16 protein-coding genes are annotated in these 16,575 nt (G+C 69.7%); 13 read left to right on the top strand and 3 right to left on the bottom strand.

The window, feature by feature from the left end; translation table 11 throughout:
- Nucleotides 1-290: 290 nt before the first annotated feature.
- Nucleotides 291-2,855: a DNA translocase FtsK gene (locus R4P08_RS04010; RefSeq protein ID WP_411741153.1), complete on the top strand. Its 2,565-nt coding sequence runs from the start codon at nt 291-293 to the stop codon at nt 2,853-2,855.
- A gap of 57 nt (nt 2,856-2,912) precedes the next feature.
- Here R4P08_RS04010 and R4P08_RS04005 read toward each other — a convergent pair whose 3' ends face one another.
- A complete protein-coding gene (locus tag R4P08_RS04005) occupies nt 2,913-3,194 on the bottom strand; it encodes a YciI family protein (RefSeq protein ID WP_317812466.1) in 282 nt (93 codons plus the stop codon).
- Nucleotides 3,195-3,271: 77 nt separating this feature from the next.
- Here R4P08_RS04005 and pgsA point away from each other — a divergent pair, with 77 nt between their 5' ends.
- The 9 genes from pgsA to R4P08_RS03960 all read left to right on the top strand — a co-directional run bounded on the left by pgsA (nt 3,272) and on the right by R4P08_RS03960 (nt 10,069).
- Nucleotides 3,272-3,859, top strand: a complete 588-nt coding sequence (pgsA, locus tag R4P08_RS04000) for a CDP-diacylglycerol--glycerol-3-phosphate 3-phosphatidyltransferase (protein WP_317812465.1) — start codon at nt 3,272-3,274, stop codon at nt 3,857-3,859.
- Nucleotides 3,860-3,882: 23 nt separating this feature from the next.
- Nucleotides 3,883-4,398 carry a nicotinamide-nucleotide amidohydrolase family protein gene (locus R4P08_RS03995; protein ID WP_317812464.1) on the top strand — a complete coding sequence of 172 codons (516 nt, stop codon included), beginning with the start codon at nt 3,883-3,885 and terminating at the stop codon, nt 4,396-4,398.
- 16 nt (nt 4,399-4,414) lie between these two features.
- On the top strand, nt 4,415-4,729 hold the full coding sequence (locus R4P08_RS03990; protein WP_317812463.1) for a helix-turn-helix transcriptional regulator: 315 nt from the start codon (nt 4,415-4,417) through the stop codon (nt 4,727-4,729).
- Between the two features lie 95 nt (nt 4,730-4,824).
- Nucleotides 4,825-5,652, top strand: a complete 828-nt coding sequence (locus R4P08_RS03985; protein ID WP_317812462.1) for a PspA/IM30 family protein — start codon at nt 4,825-4,827, stop codon at nt 5,650-5,652.
- 74 nt (nt 5,653-5,726) lie between these two features.
- Entirely contained in the window at nt 5,727-5,921 is a 195-nt protein-coding gene (locus R4P08_RS03980; RefSeq protein WP_317812461.1) for a DUF3046 domain-containing protein, read from the top strand.
- Nucleotides 5,922-6,160: 239 nt separating this feature from the next.
- Nucleotides 6,161-7,273, top strand: a complete 1,113-nt coding sequence (recA, locus tag R4P08_RS03975; RefSeq protein WP_317812460.1) for a recombinase RecA — start codon at nt 6,161-6,163, stop codon at nt 7,271-7,273.
- Nucleotides 7,273-7,881 carry a regulatory protein RecX gene (locus R4P08_RS03970; protein WP_317812459.1) on the top strand — a complete coding sequence of 203 codons (609 nt, stop codon included), beginning with the start codon at nt 7,273-7,275 and terminating at the stop codon, nt 7,879-7,881. Before recA ends, R4P08_RS03970 begins: the two co-directional genes overlap by 1 nt.
- A gap of 26 nt (nt 7,882-7,907) precedes the next feature.
- Entirely contained in the window at nt 7,908-9,506 is a 1,599-nt protein-coding gene (miaB, locus tag R4P08_RS03965; RefSeq protein WP_317812715.1) for a tRNA (N6-isopentenyl adenosine(37)-C2)-methylthiotransferase MiaB, read from the top strand.
- Entirely contained in the window at nt 9,503-10,069 is a 567-nt protein-coding gene (locus tag R4P08_RS03960) for a hypothetical protein (protein ID WP_317812458.1), read from the top strand. Before miaB ends, R4P08_RS03960 begins: the two co-directional genes overlap by 4 nt.
- A 124-nt stretch (nt 10,070-10,193) precedes the next feature.
- Here R4P08_RS03960 and R4P08_RS03955 read toward each other — a convergent pair whose 3' ends face one another.
- The gene (locus R4P08_RS03955) at nt 10,194-11,564 is read right to left on the bottom strand and encodes a DUF349 domain-containing protein (RefSeq protein WP_317812457.1); all 1,371 of its coding nucleotides are present in this window, start codon (nt 11,562-11,564) and stop codon (nt 10,194-10,196) included.
- 194 nt (nt 11,565-11,758) lie between these two features.
- On the opposite strand from R4P08_RS03955, the gene R4P08_RS03950 reads away from it, so the two are divergent.
- From R4P08_RS03950 to R4P08_RS03940, 3 genes are read left to right on the top strand one after another with little or no spacing between them, the layout of a single operon-like run.
- A complete protein-coding gene (locus R4P08_RS03950; RefSeq protein WP_317812456.1) occupies nt 11,759-12,517 on the top strand; it encodes a hypothetical protein in 759 nt (252 codons plus the stop codon).
- Nucleotides 12,514-13,503, top strand: a complete 990-nt coding sequence (gene miaA, locus R4P08_RS03945) for a tRNA (adenosine(37)-N6)-dimethylallyltransferase MiaA (RefSeq protein WP_317812714.1) — start codon at nt 12,514-12,516, stop codon at nt 13,501-13,503. Before R4P08_RS03950 ends, miaA begins: the two co-directional genes overlap by 4 nt.
- The gene (locus R4P08_RS03940) at nt 13,500-14,246 is read left to right on the top strand and encodes an IclR family transcriptional regulator (protein ID WP_317812455.1); all 747 of its coding nucleotides are present in this window, start codon (nt 13,500-13,502) and stop codon (nt 14,244-14,246) included. Before miaA ends, R4P08_RS03940 begins: the two co-directional genes overlap by 4 nt.
- Before the next feature lie 56 nt (nt 14,247-14,302).
- On the opposite strand, the gene R4P08_RS03935 is transcribed toward R4P08_RS03940, so the two are convergent.
- Nucleotides 14,303-16,483: a malate synthase G gene (locus R4P08_RS03935; RefSeq protein ID WP_317812454.1), complete on the bottom strand. Its 2,181-nt coding sequence runs from the start codon at nt 16,481-16,483 to the stop codon at nt 14,303-14,305.
- Nucleotides 16,484-16,575 lie beyond the last annotated feature (92 nt).

The following is a 16,575-nucleotide window of genomic DNA, read 5'->3' as shown; positions in this document are numbered from 1 at the left end:
CTGTTACCTGTGGGGTTCGAGCAGATAGAGTGACCCCCATGGCATCAAGCTCGAGCACGCGATCCACCCGGGCCCCGGGTGCACGACGACCGGCAGCGAAGTCGGGAGCGCAGCGATCGACCACGTCGAGCTCGTCGTCGTCCCGGGGGGGCGGTTCCCGACGCGGTGCGGTCGTCTCCACACCCCGATCGGGGACGCGTAGCGGTTCCCGCACGACCGTCGCCGCACCGGTCCGGACCACCGGCGCCTTCGGCGCTGTGGGCCGTGGCCTGCGCGGCGGGTGGTCGGCGATGGCGAAGGGCGTCGGCCACGGCGTGCGCGGCCTGGGTGGAGGAACCGACGACGACAAGGTGGCGCCGCCGCATCGACGGGACGGCCTCGGACTGATCCTGGTGGGCCTCGCCATCGTCGTCGCCGGAGCCGTGTGGTTCGGTGCGGCCGGCCCCGTCGGACAGTGGACGGATACCGGGATCCGGACCGTCGTCGGGACCCCCGGCGCACTCCTGCCGCTGCTGTTGGGCGGTTGGGGAGCCCTCGTCATGGCGCGGGAACCACGACCCGAGGTCCACTCCAGATGGCTGGTCGGAACCACCGTGACGGCCTTGGGAGTGCTGGGGCTCTGGCATCTCGGCTCCGGTTCACCCTCGGATCCCGAGGGCGTCCGCTCGGGGGCCGGCGTACTCGGTCGGATCGTCGGGGGCACGCTCGAGGCCGGGCTCTCCGTCTTCGTCGCCGTCCCGTTGCTGGTCCTGCTCGTCGCGTTCGGTGTCCTGGTTCTGGTGGGCAGGCCTGCTCGGGAGATCCCGGGATTGGTTCGCGGGTTCTTCGGCTGGGACGGCAGCGGGGACATCGAGGACTGCGACGACGGTTACGACGACGAGATCTGGGACGACGCGGACGCCACCACCGCGTATCCGATCACTGCAGCCGGTACCCCGGCCGAGGGTGAGCGACCCGCGGTCCGTCGATCGCCCAGGCGTCGGGTGGCCGCGTGGTCTGAGACCCCCACGACCGGGGAGACGGTCGAGATGCCGGCAGCCGCCAGGCCCGTTCGCACTCCCGAGCCCGAGATCGACCCCGACGCGGCCCCTGCCGCGACCCCCGCCCGTACTCCTCGCACGTCGCGTAAGGCCGCGACGCCGGACGCGCCGGATGCGCCGGGCCCCACGGGATCCGATGAGGCCGCGGTGGACAGGGCGGTGGTGACCAGGGCGGTGGTGGACACCGCGGCGATACCGCAGACCAACACCCCGCCGACCCACACCGCGACGGACTCCGACGCCGAGCGGCTCGACTCGCAGAAGCAACTCCTCAACGGGGTCGAGTACACCCTTCCGCCGGTGAGTCTCCTGACGGCAGGGGATCCACCCAAGGCGCGCAGCGAATCCAACGACAAGATGATCGAGGCCATCCAGGGCGTCCTCGAGCAGTTCAAGATCGACGCGGCCGTCACCGGGTTCACGCGTGGCCCGACGGTCACGCGTTACGAGGTCGAGCTCGGCCCCGGGGTGAAGGTCGAGAAGATCACGGCCCTGCACCGGAACATCGCCTACGCGGTGGCCACCGACAACGTGCGTCTGCTCGCCCCGATCCCCGGCAAGTCGGCCGTCGGTATCGAGGTCCCCAACCTCGACCGTGAACTGGTGCGGCTCGCGGACGTCCTCACCGACCCCAAGACCGCCAACAAACACAACCCCATGCTCATCGGGCTGGGCAAGGACATCGAGGGCGACTTCGTCACCGCCGATCTGTCCAAGATGCCGCACCTCCTGGTGGCCGGCTCGACGGGCTCGGGCAAGTCCAGCTTCGTCAACTCGATGCTCGTGTCGTTGCTGTCCAGGGCGACCCCGGACGAGGTGCGGCTGATCCTCATCGACCCGAAGATGGTCGAACTGACGCCGTACGAGGGCATCCCCCACCTGATCACGCCGATCATCACCGAGCCGAAGAAGGCCGCCGCCGCGCTGGCCTGGCTCGTCGAGGAGATGGAGCAGCGCTACCAGGACATGAAGTCCACGCGGGTGCGACACATCACCGACTTCAACGAGCGGGTCAAGTCGGGGGAGATCACCACGCCGCCGGGTAGCCAGCGCGTGTACCGGCCGTACCCGTACATCGTGGCCGTGGTGGACGAGCTCGCCGACCTCATGATGACCGCCCCGCGCGATGTCGAGGACGCCATCGTCCGCATCACCCAGAAGGCCCGCGCGGCCGGCATCCACCTGGTGCTCGCCACGCAGCGTCCGTCCGTCGACGTGGTGACCGGTCTGATCAAGACCAACGTGCCGTCACGGCTGGCGTTCGCGACGTCCTCGCTCACCGACTCGCGGGTCATCCTCGACCAGGCGGGCGCGGAGAAACTGATCGGTATGGGCGACGGGCTCTTCATCCCGATGGGGGCATCGCGGTCCGTGCGCATGCAGGGAGCGTTCATCACGGACGAGGAGATCCACGCGGTCGTCGACTACGCCAAGAACCAGGCCGAGCCCGAATACGACGACACCGTCACCGCCGCCAAGGAGTCCTCCAAGAAGGAGGTCGACGGCGACATCGGCGACGACCTCGACGACCTGCTCGCCGCCGTGGAGCTCGTGGTCTCGAGCCAGTTCGGCTCCACCTCGATGCTGCAGCGCAAGTTGCGGGTCGGCTTCGCCAAGGCCGGTCGGCTCATGGACCTCATGGAGTCGCGGGACATCGTCGGGCCCTCCGAGGGGTCCAAGGCCCGCGACGTCCTGGTCAAGCCCGAGGAACTGGCGTCCGTGCTCTGGTTGATCAGGGGCGGCACGCCGCCGGAGGACGAGCCGGCGGACGCGCCCGCCGCGAGCGAGAGCCTGGACGAGTCACCGGTGGGCTGACCTGACCGGGGCCGGCATGGTCGGGCCGGTGTGGTCGGGCCGGTGTGGCGGCAGGGATCAGGCGAGGGCGCCGAAGATCGGCAGCCACTCCCGGACAGTGATCTCCGGCACCAGCCCCCGCAGACAGTGGGGGTCGTCCGCGACGAGTTCACGGGCGGCGCGGGAGTCAGCGGCCTGCACCAGCAACAGCGCCCCCGAGCCGTCCACGAACGGGCCGACGGAGCGGATGGTCCCCGCCCGGACCTGCTCCGAGAGCCACTCGCGGTGGGAGGGCTTGTTCGCCTCGCGCTCCTCGGTCTGCGCTGCCTCGTAGCGGTAGGTGACGGCGAATAGCGGCATCGGGGTGGTTCTCCCTCGTGTGTGGGGGTCGGGTGTGCGATCAAGGGTATGCGCACCGTTCTCGCTAGGGTGGAGGGGTGAGAGCTTCCACCACTGACCACGGCCACCCCACCGGAGAGGTGCCCGTTCTCAACATCGCGAACGTGCTCACCGTGCTGCGGGTCGTACTGGTCCCGGTCTTCGTCGTCTTCTTCTTCATCTCTGACGCCCAGGACCCGTGGTGGCGGGCGGGAGCGTTCGTCGTGTTCGCCCTGGCGATGGCGACCGACTGGGTCGACGGGTACCTGGCCCGGAAGCTGGGGCTGGTGACCGACTTCGGCAAGATCGCCGACCCGATCGCGGACAAGGCCCTGATCGCCGCTGCGATGATCTCGCTCTCGCTGTTCGGTGAGCTGTTCTGGTGGGTGACGTTTCTGATCCTCGTCCGCGAGGTGGGGATCACCCTGTGGCGCCTGTTCGGAGTCGACTACGTGGTGGCCGCCGGTAAGGGCGGGAAGCTCAAGACCGTCACCCAGACCGTCGGCCTGGGCATGCTGATCCTCCCGCTGCCGCACTGGGTGTGGCCGATCGAGTGGGCGGTGATCGGCGTGGCGCTGGTCCTGACCGTCTACACGGGAATCGACTACCTGGTCAAGGCGCGTCGCGCCGCCAGGGCCGAGCGCTGAGCGGGACCGGGATCGGGTACTGCATGACCGCGACGGGATCTCCTGACCACCTGGCCGCCGCCGCGGTCTCGGCTCTGCGTGCGCGCGGGTGGACGCTGGCGACGGCGGAATCCCTGACCGCGGGACTGCTCGCCGCGACGGTGGCCGAGGTCCCGGGCGCGAGCGACGTTCTCCGCGGCGGACTGGTCGTCTACGCCACCGACCTCAAGCACCGACTCGCTGACGTCCCGGAGGATGTCCTTAACCGACACGGAGCGGTGTCGGCGGAGACGGCCCGGGCGCTCGCCGTCGGCGCGGCCCGCCGGTGCGGCGCTGACGTCGGGATCGGACTCACCGGGGTGGCGGGCCCGGACCTGCAGGAGGGCCAACCGGTCGGGACGGTTCACGTGGGGGTGAGTGCGCCGGGTGTCGACCCGTGGTCCATACGGGTATCGCTGACGGGGGACCGCGGTGCCATCCGTCGCGGGGCGTGTACGACCGCGCTGGAACTGCTCCTCGGGATAGTCGTCGACGACGACGGGAACGAATCCGGGACATGACGCGTTGTACCCCGTGATGCCGAACATCCAGATGACCACGTTGCCCCGACCGGACCACCGGAGCAGGCCCCCGCTGCTCCGCGAGACCCTCGGGACGGTGCTCCGCGGGCTGCGCGGGGAATCGGGGCGGACCCTCAGGGACGTCGCCGATGCCGCCCGCGTGAGCCCCGGGTACCTCTCTGAGATCGAACGCGGGCGCAAGGAGGCCTCGAGCGAGCTCCTGGCCTCGGTCTCCGGTGCCCTCGACGTCTCGCTCGGTGAGATCCTGATCCGGGCGGCACTCGAGGTCTCGCCCCCGGGCACCATCACGGAACCCGTGCTCGCCGCCTGAACCCGGCGCGCGGCACTGAGTAGTCGCACCTCGACGTTGTTCGGTACCGTGGTATCGACCCGTCGTCCGAATCGGCAGAAGGACACTACGTAGCTATGGCCAATCCGTTCACCAAGGCGTGGCACTACCTGATGGCGTTGTTCGATTCGAAGATCGACGAGAATGCTGACCCCAAGATCCAGATCCAGCAGGCGATCTCGGACGCGCAGCGCCAGCACCAGCAGCTCTCACAGCAGGCGGCCGCCGTCATCGGCAACCAGCGTCAGCTGGAGATGAAGCTCAACCGGCAGCTCGCGGACATCGAGAAGCTGCAGGGGTCGACCCGGCAGGCGCTGCAGATGTCGGAGCAGGCCCACCTGAACGGCGACGTGCAGAAGGCGACGGACTACGAGAACGCCGCCGAGGCGTTCGCGGCCCAGCTCGTCACCGCCGAGCAGAACGTCGAGGATCTCAAGGGACTGCACGACCAGTCGCTCCAGGCGGCCGGCCAGGCCAAGAAGGCCGTGGAGCAGAACGCGATGGTCCTGCAGCAGAAGGTGGCGGAGCGGACCAAGCTGCTCAGCCAGCTCGAGCAGGCCAAGATGCAGGAGCAGGTCAGCGCGTCGCTGCAGTCCATGTCCGAGCTCTCCTCGGGCGGCAACACCCCGAACCTGGAACAGGTCCGCGACAAGATCGAGCGGCGTTACGCCAATGCTCTCGGGTCCGCCGAGCTCGCCCAGAACTCGGTCCAGGGACGGATGATGGAGGTCGAGCAGGCCTCCACGCAGATGGCCGGGCACAGCCGGCTCGAGCAGATCCGCGCTTCGATGAAGTCGGAGGGCGGCCAGCTCGGTCAGGGCGCAGGCGCCGCGGGCGAGCTGTCCAAGGGCCAGGCACATCCGGCTACGCCACCTCAGCAGCAGGCGCAGACCGAACAACAGTAAGTGCATCCGACACGGGCCGCTGGCGACACCGCCGGCGGCCCGCCGTCGTCCGCGGAGGAGAGGTGAGCTAGCTGGTGACACTGACCGAGTTCCGGGCACGGACCATGGAGGCCTTCGGGGATCTCAGGGCCGACCACCTGGTCCGCTCCCACCATCTGGCCGCGTTCGGCGGCCGGACCGCCCACGAGGCGATCGACAACGGTTCCTCCGTCAAGCAGGTCTGGCTGGCTCTGTGCGCGGAGTTCGAGGTCCCCGAACAGCTGCGCTAGAACAGATGCGCTAGAACCCCGGCACGGCGTGTCGCTAGATCTCGAACAGGCGTTCGCCTACACTGTGGGTATGTGACAACGGGACCTCCCGTCCACAGGGCGTCATCCCTCCACAGGGAGCGGTCGCCGGGCTTCGCGCGACGGTGTCGTGTCGTACCCGACCCGTAACGTCCGGCAGTGAGAACACCACACAGACCGACCGGCTCCACACCGGGGGTCGAGCACGAACGGAGAGCACCATGGCAGCTAAGGCCAGGACACATACGAGTAAGCCGGGCGCGGCGGCGAACCGGGAGCAGGCGCTGGAGCTGGCTCTCGCGCAGATCGACAAGGCCTACGGCAAGGGCTCGGTCATGCGGCTGGGGGATGACGTCCGGCCGCCGATCAAGGTCATCCCGTCCGGCGCGCTCTCGCTCGACGTCGCGCTCGGCATCGGCGGGTTCCCCCGGGGACGCGTCGTGGAGATCTACGGTCCGGAATCCTCCGGTAAGACCACGGTCGCGCTCCACGCCGTGGCCAATGCGCAGGCCGCAGGCGGAATCGCCGCGTTCATCGACGCGGAGCACGCGCTGGACCCGGAATACGCCCGCAAGCTCGGCGTGGACACGGACAACCTCCTGGTGTCGCAGCCGGACACCGGTGAGCAGGCGCTGGAGATCGCGGACATGCTGGTCCGGTCCGGTTCCATCGACATCCTCGTCATCGACTCCGTCGCGGCGCTGGTGCCGCGGGCGGAGATCGAGGGCGAGATGGGGGACAGCCACGTCGGTCTGCAGGCCCGGCTGATGAGTCAGGCGCTCCGCAAGATGACCGGTGCGCTCCACAACACCAACACCACCGCGATCTTCATCAACCAGCTGCGCGAGAAGATCGGCGTGATGTTCGGCTCGCCGGAGACCACCACCGGTGGTAAGGCGCTCAAGTTCTACGCCTCGGTCCGTCTGGACGTGCGCCGGATCGAGACCCTCAAGGACGGTGCTGACGCGGTCGGCAACCGCACCAAGGTCAAGGTCGTCAAGAACAAGATCGCGCCGCCGTTCAAGATCGCGGAGTTCGACATCCTCTACGGCGAGGGCATCAGCCGTGAGGGATCGCTGATCGACATGGGTGTGGAGAACGGCTTCGTCAAGAAGTCGGGTTCCTGGTTCACCTACGGCCCGGATCAGCTCGGCCAGGGCAAGGAGAACGCCCGCCGCTATCTCAAGGAGAACCCGGAGGTCCGGGACGAGATCGAGCGCAAGATACTCGACAAACTCAACATCGGTGCCGGAGCGGAGATCGCGGAGATCGCGGAGATCGAGGCGGAGTCCGACGCGGACGCTCCGATCGACGTGGTGCCCGTCGAATTCTGATGGGGGAGGAGAACGCCCGGGCAGTCGACCCGGGGCGGACGATCGTTCCCGACGAGCTCCGCTCGGCTGTCGCGGCGGTGGAGTCCCGGGCATCCACGACGTCGGACCTGCCGCCGCTGGCCCCGGAGGCACACCAGGCCGCGGTGTCAGCGCTCCGCCTGCTGCGATACCGGCCACGGAGCGAGCACGAACTGCGCGAGAAGCTGCTGAGCAAGGAGTATCCAGCCGACGCCGTCGATGAGGCGTTGGAACGGATCCGAGTGTGGGGCCTCATCGACGACGCCGACTTCGCCTCGGAATGGGTGAGAGGTCGGCGACGACGGCGTGGACGTTCGCGGGGGGCTCTCGAGCGTGAGCTCCGCGACAAGGGTGTCGCGGAGTCACACATCGCGGGGGCGGTCGCCGACATCGACGAGTCGGATGACGAGCAACAGGCGGCGGAGCTCGTGCGCGCACGCCTGTCGCGGAAGCCCACTGACACCGGTCCGGGGGCGGATGTACAGGGGGAGCGGCGCCGGCTGGTGGCGTTCCTCGCCCGTCGGGGCTATCCGACGGGGTTGGCAGTGGCAGTGGTGAACGCCGAATTGGCGGCCCAGGTGTCGCCCTGAGTACCCTGGCCTGCGTGGATTCTCTCGTGACCGACCTGCAGCCGGAGGCGGAGGACGCTCGCCTCGACGGCGTCGACAGACGCACCTACCAGGTGCGCACCTTCGGCTGTCAGATGAACGTTCATGACTCCGAGCGACTCTCCGGTGTGCTCGACGCCGCCGGTTATGTTCCGTTCGAGGGCGAGGCGGATCCGGACGCGGGCACGCTGCCGGACCTGGTGGTCTTCAACACCTGCGCCGTCCGCGAGAACGCGGACAACCGTCTCTACGGCACCCTCGGCAACCTCCGGCCGTGGAAAGACGTCAACCCCCGCATGCAGATCGCCGTGGGCGGGTGTCTGGCGCAGAAGGACCGAGAGGTCGTGGTCTCGCGGGCACCGTGGGTCGACGTGGTGTTCGGCACCCACAACCTGGGTCACCTACCCACGCTGCTGCAGCGCTCGCGGCACAACCAGCGCGCCGAGGTGGAGATCGCCGAGTCGTTGCAGCACTTCCCGTCGACCCTGCCCGCCACGCGGGAATCGTCGTACGCGGGCTGGGTGTCGGTGTCCGTCGGGTGCAACAACACGTGCACGTTCTGCATCGTGCCGTCGCTACGGGGCAAAGAGGTGGACCGGCGTCCCGGCGAGGTGCTCGCCGAGATGCAGGCCCTCGCCGACGAGGGAGTGATGGAAGTCACGCTCCTCGGGCAGAACGTCAATGCGTACGGTCGGTCTTTCCACGACCCCGACGAACCCTCGGACAAGGGCGCGTTCTCCAAGCTCCTCCGAGCGGCCGGTCGGATAGAGGGGATCGAACGGATCCGGTTCACCTCCCCACACCCGGCGGAGTTCACCGACGACGTGATCGAGGCGATGGCCGAGACGCCGGCCGTCTGTCCGCAGCTCCACATGCCGCTGCAATCCGGGTCGGACCGCGTCCTGCGGGCCATGCGCAGGTCGTACCGGTCGGAGAAGTTCCTGGGGATCCTGGACCGCGTCCGGATCGCGATGCCGCACGCAGCCATCACCACCGACATCATCGTCGGGTTCCCCGGGGAGACCGAAGAAGACTTCCAGGCCACTCTCGACGTGGTCGAGAAGGCCCGGTTCACCAGCGCCTTCACCTTCCAGTACTCGCCTCGACCGGGAACCCCGGCGGCCACGATGGAGGACCAGATCCCCAAGGCCGTGGTGCAGGAACGCTACATGCGCCTGATCGAACTGCAGGAGCGGATCACCCTCGAGGAGAATCAAGCGCATATCGGCAAGGTGGTGGAGCTCCTCGTCACGGCCGACCAGGGACGCAAGGACGCCGCCACCGCTCGGATGACCGGCCGGGCCCGGGACGGCCGTCTGGTGCACTTCGCGCCGATCGGCGGGGATGCCGCACAGGTCAGGCCCGGTGACGTCGTCACCACGCGCGTCACCGCCGCCGCGCCGCATCATCTCATGGCCGACGACGGCGTCCTCAGCGTCCGGCGCACTCGGGCGGGCGATCGTCATGAGGCTGGCGAGAAGCCGTCGACCCCGCCGATCGGCGTGGGACTCGGTCTGCCGACCCTGCGACGCGACACGATTACCATCGGCCTCACCGAGGTTGCCAGGTCAGAGGCCGACATCGCAGAGAAGGGTTGCCCCACGTGAGCACCGACGACCGCCCCGACCCCATCGCGGGGATCATGGAAGTCACTCGGAACGCCGAGTCCGAGATGAGAAGCAAGGACCGGGTGCTGGGCCGCACGCTGGTGATCGGGAAGGCCTACCTCGCGTCGGCTGTCCTGATCGTGCTGCTCGCTGCGGCACTGGCTCTACCGCACAGCGACGGGGTGCGGGGGTTGGACGTCCTCTTCTCCACCACCGTGGCCAGTGAGCAGCAGACGTCGCTGCCGTCGCAGGTGTTCGTCTGGCTGTACTCGATCGGCGCCATCCTGTTCGGCGCCGTCATGATCCTCAGCCAGAAGTGGTGGGCGGCGGGGATCGCGTGGAGCGCGAGCTGCGTTGCCGCCGTCTACGGGATCCTGGCAATCTGGCTCCGCCAGTCCGGCCGCGGGCCCAACCCCGACTTCCAGGACTTCGGTGCCCCCGGAATCGGGCTGTACCTCAGCGAGATCCTGGTATTCGCCCTGGCCGTCGTGCTCGCGGGAGTGCTGTGGGCGCGGACCCCTGAACAGCAGGAACTCGAAGAATCCGCCCGCCACGGCGACTAGAGCGACCGGGGAAAAGACTGCCGGTCACGGAAGCACCGGTCACCTGGGCGTCCAGGGACCACGTGACCGTAGACGGAGGAGACCGGGCCGGGCCATCGCCCCGCCCGGTCTCGTTATTCTCCCGTCAGCGGGTGTCGACCGCCTTCTCCGCGGCCTCCGCCCACTCCTTCCACTGCGCGGCCTGAGCGCGGGCCTTCTCCGCGTCCCCGGACTTGCCGGCGGCCTCCGCCTTGGCGGCCTGTGCCTCGTAGTCCTCGACCCTCACCCAGAACTGGGCAGCGCGTGCCTTGGCCTCCGGGTCCGTACGCCGCCATTCGGTGTCGGCCGCGTCGGAGACCGCCTTCTCGATCGCGCGGATCCGGCCCTCGAGCCGTCCCATCTTGTCCCGGGGGACCTTCCCGAGCTCCTCCCAGCGCGACTGGAGCTCACGCAGTGCGGAGCGAGCCCCGGCCAGGTCTGTTGCCGGGTTGATGCGGCCCTCGTAGTGGGCGAGTAGCGCTTCCTTGGCGGTCGCATTGTCCTCGAATTCGGCGTCCCGCTCCGCGGCGGCGGCGTGGCGGGCGTCGAAGAAGGTGTCCTGGGCGGCCTTGAACCGCTTCCACAAGGCGTCGTCGGCGTCGCGGGGCGCGCGGCCCGCGGCCTTCCACTCGTCCATCAGGCGGCGGAACGCGGTCGCGGTGTCGTTCCAGTCGGTCGAGCTCGAGATCGCCTCGGCGCGCTCGATCAGCTCTTCCTTGACCCGCTTGACCGAAGCGCGGTTGCGGTCCAGGTCCGCGAAGTGCGATCCGCGACGCCGGTTGAACGCTTCACGCGCCTTGGAGAAGCGCTTCCACAGGGCGTCATCGGTCTTGCGATCGATGCCCCGGATCGTCTTCCACTCGTCGAGGATCTCCCTCAGCCGGTCGCCGGCGGATTTCCACTGGGTCGACGACTCACCGATCTCCTCGGCCTCGACGGCCAGCGCCTCCTTGCGGGCGATCGCACCGGCACGCTCGGAGTCCTTGCGCTGCCGGGCCTCGGCCTCGACGGCGACGGACCGCTCGACGATCGCGGTGACACGGGAGGCGAGTGCGTCGAGGTCGCCCACGGCGGCGGCGGTGGGGATCTGCTCGGCCAGGGCCTCGGCGGAGGAGCGGGTCTTGCGGGCGTCCTGCGGATGGGACTCCAGGCGGGCCTCGAGCAGCGTCACCTCCGCGACGAGGTCGTCGAACCGGAGACCGAAGTGGGCGAGGCCCTCCTCAGGGGTGCCGGCCTGCCAGGATCCGACCTGACGCTCGCCGGCGGCGGTCCGGACGAACACGGCGCCGCTGTCGTCGACCCGCCCCCACTGGGACGGATCCGACGCGCGGACCGCACGCGGCTCGGCGGCGGTGGGCCGCGGTGCGACCTTGCGCGCCAGCGCGGCGGGAGACGGCGCGCCGGGGCGCGGCCCGGGAGTCGGTGCGGGTGCGCCCGCCGTCGGCTCGTCGGGGGTGCTGGCTGACTGTTCGGTCATCTCGTCCTCAATTCCTTCTGCCGCGTGACACGGCACCGTCGCCGGAGTCTCACCGGTCATCGCCTCGCCGTCCTCTCGCGGAGTCGGCATACTCCCAGTGTGTACCAACCACCGGCGCGGCGTCGGTGTATCCCCGCCGAGTCGCGCCGAGTCCCTACGGGAGTGGCCCACGAGGGTCAGTAAGGTTCCCCGGTGTGAGCACTCCTGTCGTCCTGGTACCCGGCGCGCCGGCTCTGGTACCCGAATTGTCCGGGGCTGCGGCCGCGGACTCCGCGCGCCAGGTCGCCGCTTGTCTGGAGATCCTGGACCACGCAGCGGCAGGGGCCTCCCGGGTGGTCGTCCTGGGCACTGATCCCGCGGGTCACACGCTCGGAGACGTGAGGTCCACCCTCTCCAGGTGGGGCGTGGCGGTGCCCGTCGGACGCTCGACGGCCCCGCAGGCCGCACACGACGATGTTCCCGACGCGGCTCTGCTCGGCTGGTGGTTCCTCGACCGGTCCGGGATCGACCTCCCGAGAACGTTCGTGGGCCTCGCCTGCGACGGGTGTCCCACGTGGACCCCGGAGCCGGACACCCTCGTCGTCGTCGTGGCGGACGGTCCCGCATCTCTCACCCCCCGCGCGCCCATCTTCGAGGACCCGCGCGGCGTGACGCTCGACTCGGAACTGGCCGGCTGGTTGCGGAGCGGAGGGCCGCTCCCGGACCCCGGCGCCGCGGTGTCGGACGCCGTCGGCTGGTGGAGTCGGCAGGCGTGGCGGCTGCTCGGCGGGATGGTCGGGGAGAGGGCCGCTCGAGAATCGGTGTCCTGGGCACCGTTCGGTGTGGGTTACCACTGTGCGCGATGGGACCTCTCAGCGTCGTCCGCGTCGTCCGCGTCGTCCGCGTCGTCCTCGTCGTCGGCGTCGGCGTCGGCGGCGTCGTCGGATACCGCGACCCCCGGAGGCGCAGCGTGACCGGGCCGGTCCCCGTCGCGGTGGTGGGGCCGACGGGTACGGGCAAGTCCGACCTCGCGCTCGACCTGGCCGAGCGACTGGGCGGGGAGGTGGTCAACTGCGACGCCATGCAGCAGTACCGCGGCATGGACCTCGGCACCGCCAAGCTTCCCCCGGCCCAGCGCCGGGGCATCCCACACCACAGGCTCGACGTACTGGAGGTCACCGAGACCGCGAGCGTCGCCGACTTCCGTCGTGAGGCCGAGCGGGAGATCGCGGAGATCCGGGAGCGGGGGAACGTGCCCATCCTGTGCGGCGGGTCGATGATGTACGTGCAGGCCCTGGTGGACGACTGGTCGATCCCCGACACCGATCCGCTGGTCCGCGCCCGCTACGAGCGTCGGCTCGAGGAGATCGGGGTGCACGCGCTGCACGACGAGCTCGCCCGCGTGGACCCCGAGGCCGCGGGGACCATCCTCCCCACCGATCCCCGCCGGACGGTGCGGGCGCTCGAGGTCGTGGAGATCACGGGCAAGCCCTTCTCCGCCTCGCGTCCCACCATCGGCGAGCCGCGCTGGGGGACCCGACTGTTGGGGCTGCGGTGCGCCCTGCCGGAGCTCGACGCCCGGCTCACCGCGCGGACCGCCCGCATGTTCGCCGATGGGCTGGTCGCGGAGGTCCGGGGGCTCGTCGGGGTGGGGCTTCTCGACGGGGTCACCGCGCGCCGGGCCATCGGCTACGCCCAGGTGCTGGACGAGATGGACGACGACCTGGGCATCGACGCCGACGGGCTGGCCCGCGCCGAGGAGCGCACGGTGATCGGCACCCGCCGGTACGTCCGGAGACAGCGGTCGTGGTTCGGGCGCGATCACCGGATCCGCTGGATCGACACCGACACCACCGATCCCGGCGCCAGTTCGGACACCGACCCCGGTTCCGGTCCCCGAGCCGGTGGCCCCTCCCCGCTGGAGACGGCGCTCGAACTGCTCGGCGAGGGACGGCAGTGACCGCCGCTGACCCCGCCCGGGGCCGCGTCCAGTCCGTGGACCGCGCCTTCGCGCTGGTCGACGCGCTCACCCGTCGGGGCGGCCGGGCGACCCTCGGGGAGCTCTGCACGGACACCGGCCTGGCGGCGGCCACCGTTCACCGGTTGTGCGGCACGCTCGCGGAGTCGGGACACCTGCGGCGCGACGCCCGCCGGGACTACCTGCTGGGACCCCGGCTGCAGCGCGTGGGCGACGCGGCCGCCCGGGCGACCTGGTCATGGGCGGAGCCCGTGCTGGCGGCCGTGGTCGAGGGCACGGGGGAGACCGCCAACCTCGCCGTCCGGGAGGGTGACGGGGTGGTGTACCTGGCCCAGATCCCGTCTCCGCACTCGATGCGGATGTTCACCGAAGTGGGTCGGCGGGTGGAGGTGCACTGCACTGCCGTGGGAAAGGCCCTGGTCGCGGGGGACGATGACGACGAGGTCCGCGCGATGCTTGGCCGTGCCGGGATGCGCCGCTACACCGCCTCGACGATCGTCCAACCGGACAGTCTGGTCGCCGAACTCGAACGCGTGCGCCGCCTGGGCTTCGCCACTGACGAGTCAGAGCAGGAGGAAGGCGTGCGCTGCGTGGCCATCTCGGTGGGCTCGGGGGACGCGGCGTTCGCGATCTCCGCCTCCGGACCCGAGGCCCGGTTCACCGAGGACCGCCGGGACGCGGCCGTCGAGACCCTGCGCGGTGCCGTGGCCGGCCTGCACCCCTGACAGAGCGGAATCCGCCACTCCCCGGGGAGTGGCGGATTCCGGGGGAGCGAGTCCTCTTACAGGCCGTTGGCCGCCTTGAACTCGCGGCGACGGCGGTGCAGGATCGGCTCGGTGTAGCCCGACGGCTGCTTGGTGCCCTCCAGGATCAGTTCGCGAGCGGCCAGCCAGGCGATGGACTTCTCGACGTCCGGCGCCATGTCCCGGTAGGCGTCGTCGCCGGCGTTCTGCTTGTCCACGATCTCGGCCATCCGGCGCAGCGAGTCCTCGACGTCGGCGGCGGTGATGATCCCGTGACGGATCCAGTTGGCCAGCATCTGCGAGGAGATCCGCAGGGTGGCGCGGTCCTCCATGAGGTTGACGTTGTGGATGTCCGGCACCTTGGAGACGCCGATGCCCTGCTCGACCCAGCGCACCACGTAACCGAGGATCGTCTGGCAGGAGTTGTCGACCTCCTCCTTCTTCTCCGCGTCGGACCAGTCGGTGTCCGGGGCGAGCGGAACGGTGAGGATGTCATCGACGCTGGCGCGTGGGCCGCCGGCGAGGAGCTCCTCCTGGCGGGTCAGGACGTTGACCCGGTGGTAGTGCGTGGCGTGCAGGGTCGCACCGGTCGGGGACGGGACCCATGCGGTGTTGGCGCCGGCCCTGGGCTGCCCGATCTTCTCGGCGAGCATCTCGGCCATGAGATCGGTCTTGGCCCACATGCCCTTGCCGATCTGCGCGCGTCCACGCAGGCCGCAGGCCAGGCCGGTGTCGACGTTGAAGTCCTCGTAGGACGTCATCCAGCGGGCGGCCTTCATCTCGGCCTTGCGGACCATCGGGCCGGCTTCCATGGAGGTGTGGATCTCGTCGCCGGTCCGGTCGAGGAAGCCGGTGTTGATGAACACGACCCGCTCGGTGGCCTCGGCGATGCACGCGGCGAGGTTGACCGAGGTGCGGCGCTCCTCGTCCATGATGCCCACCTTGAGGGTGTTCCCGGGCAACCCCAGCAGTGACTCGATGCGACCGAACAGCTCGGTGGTGAACGCGACCTCCGCCGGACCGTGCTGCTTGGGCTTGACGATGTAGATCGACCCGTGGCGGCTGTTGCCCCGCTCGTTGCCCTCGGCGATGCCGTGCATTCCGGCCAGCGAGGTGATCAGCGCGTCCAGGATGCCCTCCGGCATCTCGTTGCCCTCGGCGTCGAGCACCGCCGGGTTTGTCATCAGGTGACCGACATTGCGCACGAAGAGCATCGAGCGGCCGTGGAGCCGGACCTCGCCGGAGCCGTCGGGGGCGGTGAAGACGCGGTCGTCGTTCAGGACGCGGGTGAAGCTCTTGCCGCCCTTGGTCATCTCCTCGGACAGGTCACCCTTCATCAGGCCCAGCCAGTTGCGGTAGCCGTGGGTCTTGTCCTCGGCGTCGACGGCGGCGACCGAGTCCTCGAAGTCCATGATGGTGGAGACGGCGGACTCCAGGACGACGTCCTTGACCCCCGCCGCGTCGGTGGACCCGATCGGGGAGTCGGCGTCGATCTGGATGTCGATGTGCAGGCCGTTGTTGCGCAGCAGCACCGAGGACGGCGTGGCGGGCTCGCCGAGGTAACCGACGAACTGGGCGGGGTCGGCCAGGCTGGTGGTCGAACCGTCGGCCAGGGTGACCTGCAGGCCACCGTCGACCACGGCGTAGCCGGTGGTGCCGACGTGGCTCCCGGTGGCGAGCGGCGCGGCGTCGTCGAGGAACTCGCGCGCCCAGGCGATCACCTTGTCGCCGCGGACCTTGTTGTACGACGTGCCGGGCTCGGCCCCGCCGGACTCAGGGATCGCGTCGGTACCGTAGAGGGCGTCATACAGCGAACCCCAGCGGGCGTTGCCGGCGTTGATCGCGAAACGCGCGTTCATGATCGGCACCACCAGCTGCGGGCCGGCGACCGTGGCGATCTCTGCGTCCACGTTCTCGGTCTTCACCCGGACAGCCGCCGGCTCGGGCACCAGGTAGCCGATCTCCTGCAGGAACGCCTTGTAGGTGGAGGGATCGATCGGCGCGGGGTTCTGGTGGTGCCAGGCGTCGATCTTGGACTGGAGCTCATCTCGGGTGGCCAGCAGCTCCCGGTTCCGCGGGGCGAGCTCGGTGAAGATCTCGGAGGCGCCCGCCCAGAACGCGTCGGGGTCGACCCCGGTGCCCGGGATCGCCTGGTTGTTGACGAAGTCGTACAGGACCTCGTCGACCTGGATACCGCCGACAGTGATGCGTTCGGACATCGATGCTCTCCTCGTGGATAGGGGATCGTTCTCCCGTCCGACTCTAGTGCCCCCCTGCCGAGGGTTCATCCGGCATTTCCGCAGGGCGGAAC

This window comes from Rhodococcus sp. IEGM 1408 (assembly GCF_033142235.1).
Taxonomy (GTDB): Bacteria; Actinomycetota; Actinomycetes; order Mycobacteriales; family Mycobacteriaceae; genus Dietzia.
The sequence above is the reverse complement of the archived record's forward strand: the minus strand, read 5'-3'. Positions and strand labels throughout refer to the sequence as shown.

Coding starts and splice junctions, on each gene's coding strand:
- R4P08_RS04010 (WP_411741153.1), top strand. CDS start 291: ATGGCGAAGGGCGTCGGCCACGGCGTGCGCGGCCTGGGTGGAGGAACC.
- R4P08_RS04005 (WP_317812466.1), bottom strand. CDS start 3,194: ATGCCGCTATTCGCCGTCACCTACCGCTACGAGGCAGCGCAGACCGAG.
- R4P08_RS03995 (WP_317812464.1), top strand. CDS start 3,883: ATGACCGCGACGGGATCTCCTGACCACCTGGCCGCCGCCGCGGTCTCG.
- R4P08_RS03990 (WP_317812463.1), top strand. CDS start 4,415: ATGCCGAACATCCAGATGACCACGTTGCCCCGACCGGACCACCGGAGC.
- R4P08_RS03985 (WP_317812462.1), top strand. CDS start 4,825: ATGGCCAATCCGTTCACCAAGGCGTGGCACTACCTGATGGCGTTGTTC.
- recA (WP_317812460.1), top strand. CDS start 6,161: ATGGCAGCTAAGGCCAGGACACATACGAGTAAGCCGGGCGCGGCGGCG.
- R4P08_RS03970 (WP_317812459.1), top strand. CDS start 7,273: ATGGGGGAGGAGAACGCCCGGGCAGTCGACCCGGGGCGGACGATCGTT.
- R4P08_RS03955 (WP_317812457.1), bottom strand. CDS start 11,564: ATGACCGAACAGTCAGCCAGCACCCCCGACGAGCCGACGGCGGGCGCA.
- R4P08_RS03935 (WP_317812454.1), bottom strand. CDS start 16,483: ATGTCCGAACGCATCACTGTCGGCGGTATCCAGGTCGACGAGGTCCTG.